Raw genomic sequence first — 13,140 nt, 5'->3', positions numbered from 1 at the left:
TCCACATATATAGTTTATGATTCTAGATTCATTTGCTTTATGTTTCTGTAGTCCTATATTTATATTTCTGTATGCCTATATTATATGACGCTTCGTACTTACACTTTATGACTGCGTATGTTTATGGATAGCCTCAATCATCGCCATTTTATCCTTATACGCCACCTGATGCAGATCAAGTGGTATCACATAAATCCCACCATGACCATTCATCGCTTGCAACTCACGCCATTCCTCAGTGAATCCAATAATATGCTCATAATCAACAAAGACAAAATATTCATCCCCATAGAATAAACTGTGAAAGTATTCTTTCACAGAAAAGGGCCTACGTTTTAACACGAGGCCCTTTTCACAGATAAAAGCTTGACTTTCACCTAATCTATGAAGGGTCCATAATATCACGAGCAACAACAGATAATACCATACACGTTCCGCCCAGTCTGAGGGCATATATTTTACAATCAACGCACACGCAACTAGACCGATGATGCGACCGGTCCACTGTATACCGCGATGTATTTCTATGCTCTGTTGTACGGCACCTGATGAAAAGCGTTCCATCGCCTCTTGTTTCGTCATGGTTTACCTCACAAATTGAAAGTCTACTATATGATTTTATTTACGGCACAAGCCCATAGCTTGTTCTACCTTACAGTACATTGCACTTGCTTTAGCATGCGCCTTAGCAGCCCCTTCATCGAGGATTACATCCAGTTCAGGGCTTGTAATCAATTCATTGTAACGTTGTTGAATTGGTTCAAGGGTTGCTACTAATAGATCGGCAATATCGGATTTAAATACACCGTAACCCTTACCAGCATACATTTCTTCGATAGATTCGTAGCTGTCTTTTGTAATAGCACGGTAAATCCCCATCAAGTTAGAGATGCCAGGTTTATTTTCTTTATCATAGCGAACCGCATTATCAGAATCAGTTTGAGCTCGTTTCAACTTTTTCACGATTAAATCTGGTGCATCCAAAAGACGGATTGTAGCATTTTGGTTATCATCAGATTTACTCATTTTCTTAGTTGGTTCTTGCAAGCTCATAACGCGAGCGCCACCTTCTCCGACCTTGATATCAGGTACTACAAAAGTTTCACCGAATCTACGGTTAAAACGCTCTGCTAAATTACGAGTCAACTCGAGATGTTGCTTTTGGTCTTCCCCTACAGGAACATAATTCGTACCATATAGCAAAATATCTGCCGCCATCAACGGTGGATACGTAAGCAATGCAGTTGGAATAGAATCCCCTTGCTTTTGAGACTTATCCTTGTACTGAGTCATACGCTCTAATTCGCCAACATAGCTAATAGATTGCATAACCCAACCGAGCTTAACATGCTCAGGTACTTCGGATTGAACAAACAATGTTACCTTTTTAGGGTCAAGGCCAACCGCAAGGTACAATGCAGCCAAATTACGAGTGTTTTGAAATAATTCTTTTGGATCTTGCGGTACCGTAATCGCATGTTGGTTAACGATACAATAGTAACATTCATCAGTATCTTGATAGTCTAAGAAATTACGTAAAGCCCCCAAATAGTTACCAAGTGTTAACTCCCCACTTGGTTGGATGCCGGAAAATATAACTGCCATAATAGTCTCCCTATATTGAAATAAACCAACAGTGCCAAAGCACTGTTGGTTATATATTATTCTACGGTTACAGATTTAGCCAAATTACGTGGCTTATCTACATCTGCACCGCGTGTAATTGCTGCATAATACGCCAATAGTTGCAATGGTACAACCGCTAAGATTGGAGCGATAAATTTATTCGCACGAGGCACATAAATTGTGTGGTCTACGTGTTTAGATAATTCTTCGTCACCTTTCATGCCAATACCGATTACAATAGCTTCACGAGCTTTTACCTCTCGGATGTTGCTGATCATCTTATCGTAAACATCCTCTTGTGTAGCCAATGCAATAACAGGTACGCCCTCTTCGATAAGAGCCAATGTACCATGTTTCAATTCGCCACCAGCATATGCTTCAGCGTGGATGTAAGAAATTTCTTTCAACTTCAAAGCACCTTCCATCGCTACTGCATAGTCGATAGCACGGCCCAAGAAGAATGCATCAGATTTGAAGCCATAATGTTTAGCAAAGGCTTTCATATCTTCGTCTACTTCAAAGATTTCATGAATCAAGGATGGTAAGTTTTTAACGCCGCTAAGAATTTCTTCAGCTAAGGCTGGATTTAATTTACCATTTAATTGACCTAGGTATACGGCGAACAACAATCCCGCTACTAATTGAGTAGTATACGCTTTTGTGGACGCTACAGAAATTTCAGGGCCAGCCCATGTGTAAACTTTGTTATCTGCTTCACGAGAAATACTGGAACCAACAACATTGGTAATGGCCAATGATTTGGCACCAAGGCGTTTAGCTTCTTTCAAAGCCGCCAATGTATCGGATGTTTCACCAGATTGACTAATAACGATACATAATGTTTTATCATCAGTCAACGGGTTGCTGTAACGGTATTCAGATGCTATTTCCACATCAACTGGAATACGCGCCAAGTTTTCAATATATTGTTTTGTTACAAGACCTGCATGGTATGCAGTACCGCATGCAACGATGAGAATTTTATTGAAAGCTGCTACATCTTCAGCAGTCCAATTTAGCTCATCAAAGATTGCTGTTTTACCATCTTCAGAGATATGTGTACCGAATGTATCGCGAACAGCTTTAGGTTGATCATGAATCTCTTTCAACATAAAGTGTTCATAACCACCTTTTTCTGCTGCTTCAGCGTTCCAATTTACATGGAATACCTCTTTATCAACAGAGTTACCTTCACGGTCGAATACGGATACATTATCACGAGTTACAATAGCTAATTCACCATCGCTCAAGATGTATGTATCACGTGTGTAGTTAATGATAGCTGGAATATCGGATGCTACAAAGTTTTCACCTTTGCCAAGGCCGATAACCAATGGGTTTTCTTTTTTAGTACAAATGATTTTATCTGGCTCATCGGAGCAGATGATTTCAAGAGCATACGCACCATCAACACGAGCTAGCATGCGGCGTACTGTGCCCACGAAATCGCCATCGTACATATCCTCTAACAAATGAGCTACAACTTCTGTATCAGTTTCAGATTTGAAATGGTACCCTTTGGCAAGGAGCTCTTCTTTCAAAGGCATGTAGTTTTCAATAATGCCGTTGTGTACAACAGCAAATTTACCATCTTCAGATGCATGAGGGTGGGCGTTCATGTCGGATGGACGACCGTGTGTAGCCCAACGTGTATGACCAATGCCTACAGTTCCTTCATTAGGATCTGCTTTCACAACTGCCTCAAGATTAGCAAGACGGCCAACCTTCTTTTGAATTTTAATTACATTTTCAGGGCCGATAACAGCAATACCTGCAGAGTCATAACCACGGTATTCTAACTTTGCCATACCGTCCAACAAGAAATCAGATGCTTGATTAAAGCCAATGTATCCTACGATACCGCACATATGTATATCCTCCTATAACTGGGGGTATTTCTAGCCCCAGCAAAAACTAAGGCTAACTAATTAATGTTCTAGATTAATATCCTATTTAATGTATTAAATATTAGTTCAATACAATTCATTCAGATATACTTTGTCCCCATCGTTACCGATGGGCTTTTTAATACCTGTTACGACATGAATATGCCGGAAGAGCATCCGCTGATGACTCGATCACTCTTCACCTCGTCTACCCTAACGACTGCCTTCGCGGGTACTTGCGCTATTCGCCTTTACGAATTTGGAATTCCTTTCTATGATATACGGCAGAATCAGTACAAAATAAAATATGTACTGAGGTATATTATACTAAAAAAATCGATAAAAAGTAAACTACCACAGATAATTCAAAAAGAATAGAAAAGATTGATTCTATGCTTCACGTCCTTTTCATTGTAAGAAATTATACTTCTATCATTCTAAATTTTACACAATTAGATTTTGTTGTATTTTCAAAATGTATGTATATAATTTGGGAGATATTAATCATGAATAAAACAACTATAAAGAAACAACATAAAACTAAAAAGAATAGCTTATCATATAGAAAATTACGTCGTTGGGTGTTACCTGCAGTCCTTGGTGCTGCTTTATCGACATTAGCAGTTATCCCAACATTAGCTGCAGAGACTCAAACTAATACCAACGTAGCAGTTATAACCACAACAGAACAAACTAAAACAGTACCATCTGCACAAGGAAGCACACCTCCAACCGGTGCACCTCACGGCAAACCACCTATGGGTCACTCCCCTACAGGCACGTCTAACCAAATACCTCCAAATGGGAATCCTCCTTCTGGCACTCCTAACGGTATGCCTCCAATGGCTATGCAGAATGGAGCCTCTAATGGAATGGCACCACAAGTTGAAGTAGATCCTAGTACTTTTAAAGGCACAACTATCGTTACAGAAAACAAATCCATTGCTCACGAATCGATGACAAACACAACGGCTGATCAGAATGCTTTCATCGGTAAAAATAAAGCGGTAATTGATATTGAAAATAGCGTTTTCGATAAAACAGGCGACACTACAAGCGATGACAATAGCAATTTCCGTGGTCAAAATGCAGTAGTCCTCGGTATCGAGGGTAGCCAAATTAACATCAAAGGTAGCAATATTACATCTAATTCTAAAGGCTCTAACGCAGTCTTTGCCACTGGTGAAGGCTCGGTTATCAACGTAGAAAATACTAATATTCACACAAAAAGCGATTCCTCTCGTGGTTTAGATGCTACTTACAAAGGTACTGTAAATGGCAAAAACCTAACTATCACCACTGAAGGGGCTCACTCTGCTACACTTGCTACAGATCGCGGAGAAGGCACTATCACCGCAGAAGCGGCAAAACTTACGACATCTGGCGAAGGCAGTCCTGTTATCTACTCCACTGGTAATATTATGGTAAACAATGTCAACGGTGTAGCTAATAACAGTGAAATTGGCGTCGTAGAAGGTAAGAACTCTATTACCCTTACAAACTCCAATGTAACAGGCTACAAAGATAATGGTTTCATGCTATATCAAAGCTTCTCTGGTGATGCTGAAAGCGGTATTGCTCGCCTGAAAGCAGAGAATAATACACTTACAACTCACGCTACAGGTGCGTTCCTCTATGTAAACAACACTACTGCTGAAGTAGACCTTTCTAACAATGCCATCTCTATGCCGAACACTTCTACCTTAGTGAAAGCAGCTGCCGACTCCCGTTGGGGAAAAACTGGTGAGAACGGCGGTCATCTTACACTCCGCACATCTAATCAAGAACTAAGCGGTAATATTATGGCTGATTCAATCAGTACCATCGCACTAGACATGACAAATGGATCTAGCCTTGTAGGCGCTATAAACACAGACAATGCTGCTAAAGAAGTAACTGTGAAACTCAGCAAAGACTCCAATTGGATATTAACAGGCGACAGCTATGTAAAATCCTTGAACAACGAAGACACAACGGGAAGTAACATTCACTTAAATGGATAGAAACTCGTTGTGGCTGATAAATAATAATAAAAGCACTACTTTGAATTATTCCAATCCAAAGTAGTGCTATTCTTTTTCAATCAAAACTATAAAACTTCAACTATATAAATATTCTTTAGCTCTATCACTATGAAGTTAGCATATTATAAGTTATGAGTTAAACAGTCTATTAAATAGCAGCCATATATAGGCCACAGTTTTAATTCAACCATAGGCTTGTAGTTTTCATCTTTAATTTTATGTTCCAACAAATTTAGATTCTCTAAATCATCTTCCCAGCTTTTGATATAGTCCTGCTTTTCTTCTTCGCTATCAAAGTCTTCGTCCATTTTTGCATTTTCAATGCATGCCAATATTTCTGTTCGTTGCTTGTCCATTTCACGATGGAACATATCATGTTGATTCATAATCCAAAGGCCAAAGTAATAAGGGCCATCACTTAAATCACAGTGCTCTTTAGCCTTCTCACATTCGTCTAAGAATAGGTCATACTCATCTAATATATAATAGGCGTCAATGATATCAAACTCAAAAACTTCATCATTACTTAAATGATATGCTACATCGCCTCCAAGCTTAATTTGCTTCAAACGATCAAGGGCTTGCTCTTTATTACCTAAATACACATCACAATAAGCAATACAAACTAGTAACCTCATCCTATTTGGATAACTCTTTAATAACTCTTCAAAAATGACCTTTGCTTTCTCATATTGCTTAAGCTCAAACAAACACACTGCATAGCCAAAGTTCATTTCATAATCGTTCGATACTATTATTCCCCTTTCAAAAGCACGTAAACTTTTCTTTAAGTCCTCTGCAGAACCTTTCTCTCTATAAGCTGAAAAATGATATAAAGCCAGCCCTCTGTAAGTCTCTATATATGGGGACTTTAATTTTACAGCAGCAGATAGATAGTCATATTCTTTTATATTCCCCTCATCGTTATAATAAAAAGCCAAATTAGTGTAAACTCTTGCTTTTTCAGTATCACTCAGTTCTTCTATATATTTTCTGAGAAACTCTTCCAATAGTTGTATTGAATTTTCTTCATGCCTCAACACCTGTTCAACAGTTGCTAAAGCACATACCACATCCACATCATGCGGATGTTCATGCATCAAACCATGCAAGTAAGTTCCGAAACGCTCTGCATATTCCTTTAATACATTATAATCACTAAATATAGATACCTTATAATTAGTTTTATATTCTGTTTTTAGATTTTGCCAATACTCTCTTATAGCAAGTTTCATATTACACCTTTACTATCATCGAACATATTTTAGACCATATGTTTATAATAACATAAGTTATTACTTATATACTTTTGTGCTTATAATAACGCCATTCGTATAAATTCAAACTATACAAAAAGATTTCCTTTAGCCTCTATCTAATTCTAATTGCATAAAAATAACCCTCTATTAAATATTCTAAAAATGAATAAAATATCTAATAGAGAGTTATGTTGCTTGGACAAAATAAAACCTAACTATATTATGCTCTATCAATAGAAATTAAAGCCGCATTTTTTGCATGTATCAATGTAGTATCAAATAAAGGTATATCCGTATCATCTTGTTTAATAAGTAGCCCAATTTCAGTACAGCCTAAGATAACACCTTGTACACCAGATTTTACCAAATCACCAATAATATCTAAGTATTGTTGTTTAGATTCATTAGAAATAACACCTAAACACAATTCATTATATATAATATCATTCACAAGTTCGACTTGATCTTCGTTAGGTATAACAACATGAATCCCCCGATTTTCCAAGATACATTTATAAAAATCTTGTTGCATCGTGTACTTGGTACCGAGTAGACCTACCTTTGTAATACCTGATTTTTCCAACTCTACTGCAGTCATTTCCGCAATATGAAGAAGTGGAATGTGAATATGTCTTTTTATTTCATCCGCTACTTTATGCATTGTATTCGTGCATATAACAATATAATCAGCACCAGCCTTTTCTAAAGATTGAGCAGCATCGGATAAAATTTCAGCACTTCTGACCCAATCTCCATTTGCTTGACACTTTTCTATCTCTTCAAAATCGACACTATATAAAATACATTTTGCTGAATGTAAGCCGCCCAAAACTTGCTTAATAGTTTCATTCAAGACTTGGTAATACGTAATCGTACTTTCCCAGCTCATTCCCCCAATTAAACCTATTGTTTTCATAATTTCACCCTCTAAGCTTAGAATAAACCAAAATAAAAAGATTATTCATTATGATTATTCAATTTTAAATATCACTCATCTCTAAACCTCCTATATACGATCCTGCAGTGACTTTACGTAGGACGGAGCAAAGGGACATATATAGGAGGGGATACCTTTAATATCAAATTGTAGAATGGATTCACAATTATTAAAATCCATAGGATTAATCTCAGTAAAGATGGTTCCTCGCAGTGGATTTTGCTTCGCAAAATCTTACGCTCGGAACAAAGTGATGTGTGGGCTTCATCGTCGCAGGCTCCTCTGCCGCCTCACACCCTACTTTTATTCAGCCAACCCTTGTTCTCTACCGATAATATCAGCAATTTCTTGGCACAGGGATTGTAGTTCTTCTTGGTTAGGCCCTTCAGCCATGACACGGATGAGTGGTTCTGTCCCGGATGCACGTACTAAAACGCGACCTTCATCACCAAGTTCTCCTTCAGCTGTTACGATAGCAGCTTTGATGAGGTCATTATCTTCCCAGCCAGTTTTTGTAGCTACACGAACATTTACAAGAACTTGTGGGTATTTTGTCATAATGCCGGCCAACTCAGAAAGAGGTTGCTTTTTCTCCTTCATAAGAGCTGCCACTTGAACAGCTGTTAACATGCCGTCACCAGTGGTGTTGTGATCTAAAAAGATTACGTGACCAGATTGTTCACCACCAACGGAAAGATTATGTTCACGCATATATTCCAATACATATCGATCACCAACAGCAGTAGAAACCGTTTTCATACCAAGTTCTTCTGCTGCTTTATGGAATCCGATATTACTCATAACGGTACCAACTATGGTATCACCTTTAAGTTTGCCTTCTTCTTTTAACTTAAGGGCGCATAGCAACATGATTTGATCACCATCGAGGACTTGACCTTTTTCATCAACCAATAAACAGCGGTCAGCATCGCCATCATTAGCAATACCAAGGTCTGCATTATGTTGTTGTACGGCTACTTGTAAGCCTTCAATATGTGTGGAACCACAATGATGATTAATATTCAAGCCATCTGGATTCACATTAATATTGATGACTTTAGCCCCTAGTCCAGACAAAATTTCCGGACCTACACTGGAAGCTGCGCCATTAGCACCATCATAAACGATAGTCAACCCTTCAAGGGACGTATCGATTGTGTGACGTACAAAATGAGCATATAAATGAGCCAAGTTACTATTGAACTCAATTTTACCAATACCATCACCCGTAGGACGCGCCAATTCATTATCTGCGCTTTGACGAACATATTTTTCCAATTCATCTTCCACTTCATCAGGTAATTTATAGCCATTACCATCAAAGAATTTAATGCCATTATCTGGATATGGATTGTGAGATGCAGAAATAACAGCACCCGCATCAAAACCTTGTTGACGTACAAGGTACGCTACTGCTGGAGTTGGGATAACGCCTGCAATTACTACATTGCCACCAACAGAGCAAATGCCCGCCGCTAATGCACTTTCAAGCATAGAACCAGAAATTCGCGTATCTCGACCAATCAAGAACGTAGGGTGATCCTTTTTCTTACCAAAATGCGTTCCTGCCGCACGACCTAAATGATAAGCTAATTCCGGCGTTAAAAACTCATTAACAACACCACGTACACCATCTGTACCAAATAAACGAGCCATAATTATCCTCCTCTAAGGATTTGTGAAAGTTTCACAAGTCTATATATCTACCGTGTGTATCTTTTCAATAATTACTGTTGTGTATTATATCATAATATGGAAAGCATACCTGCTATAAAGTCACATCTATATTACATAAATAGTATGAATCTATACTGTAATTCAATTCATCAGTATAATTCCCCACTAATTAGGTTTTGCGTATTTTGCCATACATAAAATGGCCGTTTCCGCACCATCAAGGGCAGCACTCATAATTCCCCCTGCATAGCCAGCCCCCTCACCCATAGGATAGAAACCTCCTACAGTAGGAGAAATGCGTTCTTCATTGCGTCCCATACGGAGCGGCGCAGAGGTACGCGTTTCAACACCTGTCATACACACCGCAGGATCATCAAATCCTCGGATGCGACGCCCCCAGTATGGCAAGGCCCGCTCTAATACGGATGTGACGAATAATGGCAAGCAATCATGTAAATCGCAATTTACAACACCTGGCTCGTAGCTATATATACTATTTTGTACGCTAGGTGCTTGTGAAAGTCCTAAAAACTGTCCTACAGTTTGTGCAGGTGCATGGAAGTTAGAACCGCCCAACTCATAGGCCTTGCGTTCCCATTCTCGTTGAAATGCGACGCCATCTAAAGGATGAGTACCAAAGTCATCTGGACCTACGTTGACTACGATAGCACTATTAGCAACACCGCTATCCCGAGCGTATAAACTCATGCCATTTACGACAACGCCACCATCTTCAGAGGCAGATGCTACTACTTGACCTCCTGGGCACATACAGAAGCTATATGCAGTACGGCCTGATTCTTTATCGTGGTATACGAGAGAATATTCTGCTGCACCAAGGCCCAAACTAGATGGATCTACACCATATTGAGACTCATCAATTACAGCCTGATCATGCTCAATACGAACACCGATAGCAAATGGTTTAGCCGTCATTTCCACATTGCGTTTATAAAGCATTTCATATGTGTCACGTGCACTATGGCCTACACCAGACAAAACAACAGTCGTATCAATACGCTCACTACCATTAACTTCAACACCTACGATACGGTCATTTTCAATAAATAAATCCGTTACCTTTGAACCAAAGCGAACTTCACCGCCCCATTCGATGATGCGCTCACGCATGGCTTTTACCATGGTACGTAATTTATCTGTACCTACATGGGGTTTATGTTTATATAAGATTTCTTCAGGCGCGCCAAACTCTACAAAGTATTTAGATATTTCATGTAACCGCGGATGGGTAATGCGAGTTGTCAACTTACCATCGGAAAAAGTTCCTGCACCGCCTTCCCCAAATTGTACGTTGGATTCAGGTTTAAATATGCCCTTTTTCCAAAATGTTTCTACATCATGACTACGTGTATCTACATCTTGACCGCGTTCAAGCACGATTGGGCGATAGCCTTCACGAGCTAAGTAAAAGGCTGCCAACATCCCCGCAGGGCCAAAGCCCATAACAACAGGACGATGAGCTAATGGTACGGACCCAAAAACAATAGGTTCTGGATCTTCTGCAGCAAATACAGATACATCCTTTTCTTTACCAAGCTTTTTCATAACTTGAGCTTCATTATGAACCTCAATGAATAGGGTATATACAAAAACAATGTTTGGCTTCTTACGAGCATCTACGGCACGTCGAACAACATGAATCGTTTTGATAGCACCACGTAACGGGGGATATTTCTTTTCTACAATACTTTTGATATCCGACTTAACCGTAACAGCCACGCGGAGATTTATTATTCTAATCATAGCTTTCCTATTAAAGCCTCCCTTTTAGGTGAGCCTACTTCTTTAATCTTTGACCAAAATTCTTTACCACTTGACCAGTAAGAAAGTAGTCATACATCTTTATTATACAACACTACTATAAAAGCTAATATATAAATCATAAAAAGGCCCTAATAGAGAAATATTCACTCTATTAGGGTCTTCGTCGCAAGATTTCAAAGCCTCACAAAAAACTTATCATCCATTAAGTACTTTCTTTTGTATTTCTACTTTCACCCGTACCGTTGTAGTATTGCTATTAACTCCATTCGGTAATACTAAATTATAGTTACCCTGTACAGTTTCAGTAGCACCCGATACATCGATAGGTTCCGTTTGTATTTCTGTAACGGAATCAATCATTTCTTCACGACCTGTAACTGTTAATTGCGTTGGTGTAGCAGACGTGGATTTAACTTCATAACCTTCTGCTACTGTACCAACAGTCGGAACAGTAATAGGAACCGCCTTTTCTTTACGTAATAAGTTGAGTTCATATTGTGCTTGGCCTTGGTTTGGATTAATATGTACATCCAGTACATTACCTGCCGTATCCCAAGCTTCTAAAGTACTAACAGCGCTAAAGTTCTTCGTTTGACCAGCCACATTGACTTTCATCACAACCTTGCTCACTGCATTAACTTGTTGCTTACGACCAGAAACAGTTACCTCTTTCGGCACAATCGTTACCGATTTCAAAGCAATATCATCAGAGAACTTGCCGATTGGAACTATTTCAACAGGAATCGTTTTCTCTGCATATTCATCAACATTGATGGTGATGTTATCTGGTTTAACCTCCACAAGATTCATTCCTGCCGGAGGCGTAAAATTAATAGTTACATTATTTTGACCTGGTTTTACACCAGATGCATCAATATAAGCCCGTAAATTATCTGATTTCATAGACATAATGGTATCACGTGGGCCAGCCAGAACAACACGGACCACATCTGGTGCATCTTCTATGATATAGCCAGAATTGAGATTTTGAACCTGTACAGGTATTATGTAGGTTACTTCCATCACAGGGTTCTGATCGCGCATAATAAAGAACCACATGACGATAGCTGCTAACAAGGATAATAATTTAGCAGGCCAATTGCGTTTCAAATGAATCATCATTTATTTGCCCTCCATTTCCACATACTAGTAATGGTTTGACGAGGGCGTTCCATAAAGGTACGCAATGCCTCTTTAATTTGATCCTCTGGTAAATGGCGATAAATATGACCGCCATATGTATAAGAAATGGTCCCTGTTTCCTCACTAACAACGACTACGACAGCGTCAGTTTGCTCAGACAAGCCAATAGCTGCACGGTGACGTGTACCTAGTTCAGTACTCAATGTGCGGTCCTCAGTCAACGGTAACAAACAGCCCGCTGCACGAATTCGCCCATCACGAATAATCAAGGCCCCATCATGAAGCGGTGTACTAGGAACAAAGATATTTTTAATCAACTCGCGACTCAATACAGCATCGATAAGAATACCAGTATCTACAAAGTCATTGAGACCTACTTCACGTTCAAAAACGATAAGTGCCCCAGTATGTTCGCGAGACATAACGCGAGCCGCAGCCATCACTTCATTAATAGCCATATCCATTTCTTCTTCGTTTACATTTTGTGCCTTGCTGAAAATTCGGCCACGCCCCAATTGTTCTAGAGCACGACGCAATTCAGGTTGGAATACAACGGGTAACGCAAAGAGAAGAACGGTCATACTTTGTTGCAAAATCCAGTTGATAACGTATAGATTTAACAGATGACTCAATAAATTAAAAATCGCCAACATAACGAGACCTTTTAAAAGAGAAACGGCCCGTGTATCTTTAAGCAATTTATATAAATAGTAAATACCAATAGCAACGATTATGATATCAACAATATCAAGAAGCCTAAAGGTATGTATAAGTGCGTCAATATGCATAAAAATAGCTCCTTA

At 39.1% G+C, this 13,140-nt stretch carries 10 protein-coding genes; 1 reads left to right on the top strand and 9 read right to left on the bottom strand.

Translation table 11 applies throughout. The features are described from left to right. Window positions 1–105: 105 nt before the first annotated feature. From VPHSUH08_RS05170 to glmS, 3 genes are read right to left on the bottom strand one after another with little or no spacing between them, the layout of a single operon-like run. Complete coding sequence (locus VPHSUH08_RS05170; RefSeq protein ID WP_004693862.1) at window positions 106–582, bottom strand: hypothetical protein; 477 nt, start codon at window positions 580–582, stop codon at window positions 106–108. Window positions 583–618: 36 nt separating this feature from the next. Continuing rightward, window positions 619–1,605, bottom strand: a complete 987-nt coding sequence (gene trpS, locus VPHSUH08_RS05165) for a tryptophan--tRNA ligase (protein ID WP_105086945.1) — start codon at window positions 1,603–1,605, stop codon at window positions 619–621. A gap of 56 nt (window positions 1,606–1,661) precedes the next feature. Beyond that, entirely contained in the window at window positions 1,662–3,494 is a 1,833-nt protein-coding gene (gene glmS, locus VPHSUH08_RS05160; RefSeq protein ID WP_105086944.1) for a glutamine--fructose-6-phosphate transaminase (isomerizing), read from the bottom strand. A gap of 524 nt (window positions 3,495–4,018) precedes the next feature. Here glmS and VPHSUH08_RS05155 point away from each other — a divergent pair. Beyond that, entirely contained in the window at window positions 4,019–5,515 is a 1,497-nt protein-coding gene (locus VPHSUH08_RS05155; protein ID WP_105086943.1) for a hypothetical protein, read from the top strand. Between the two features lie 143 nt (window positions 5,516–5,658). Here VPHSUH08_RS05155 and VPHSUH08_RS05150 read toward each other — a convergent pair whose 3' ends face one another. The 6 genes from VPHSUH08_RS05150 to cdaA all read right to left on the bottom strand — a co-directional run bounded on the left by VPHSUH08_RS05150 (window position 5,659) and on the right by cdaA (window position 13,125). After that, window positions 5,659–6,771 (bottom strand): tetratricopeptide repeat protein, encoded by a 1,113-nt coding sequence (locus tag VPHSUH08_RS05150; protein WP_105086942.1) that lies wholly within the window; start codon window positions 6,769–6,771, stop codon window positions 5,659–5,661. 244 nt (window positions 6,772–7,015) lie between these two features. Continuing rightward, entirely contained in the window at window positions 7,016–7,711 is a 696-nt protein-coding gene (locus VPHSUH08_RS05145; protein ID WP_004697879.1) for an aspartate/glutamate racemase family protein, read from the bottom strand. Between the two features lie 324 nt (window positions 7,712–8,035). Further along, window positions 8,036–9,388 (bottom strand): phosphoglucosamine mutase, encoded by a 1,353-nt coding sequence (gene glmM, locus VPHSUH08_RS05140; RefSeq protein ID WP_008602925.1) that lies wholly within the window; start codon window positions 9,386–9,388, stop codon window positions 8,036–8,038. A 186-nt stretch (window positions 9,389–9,574) separates the two neighbouring features. Further along, window positions 9,575–11,173 carry an NAD(P)/FAD-dependent oxidoreductase gene (locus VPHSUH08_RS05135; protein ID WP_105086941.1) on the bottom strand — a complete coding sequence of 533 codons (1,599 nt, stop codon included), beginning with the start codon at window positions 11,171–11,173 and terminating at the stop codon, window positions 9,575–9,577. A gap of 216 nt (window positions 11,174–11,389) precedes the next feature. Continuing rightward, on the bottom strand, window positions 11,390–12,316 hold the full coding sequence (locus VPHSUH08_RS05130) for a YbbR-like domain-containing protein (RefSeq protein ID WP_024061248.1): 927 nt from the start codon (window positions 12,314–12,316) through the stop codon (window positions 11,390–11,392). After that, the gene (gene cdaA / locus VPHSUH08_RS05125) at window positions 12,313–13,125 is read right to left on the bottom strand and encodes a diadenylate cyclase CdaA (protein ID WP_105086940.1); all 813 of its coding nucleotides are present in this window, start codon (window positions 13,123–13,125) and stop codon (window positions 12,313–12,315) included. Before cdaA ends, VPHSUH08_RS05130 begins: the two co-directional genes overlap by 4 nt. Window positions 13,126–13,140: the final 15 nt, after the last annotated feature.

Origin of the sequence: Veillonella sp. S13054-11, assembly GCF_002959795.1 — a bacterium.
Taxonomy (GTDB): Bacteria; Bacillota; Negativicutes; order Veillonellales; family Veillonellaceae; genus Veillonella; species Veillonella parvula_E.
Note: the sequence above shows the minus strand (reverse complement) of the source record. Positions and strands in the feature narration are given on the sequence as shown.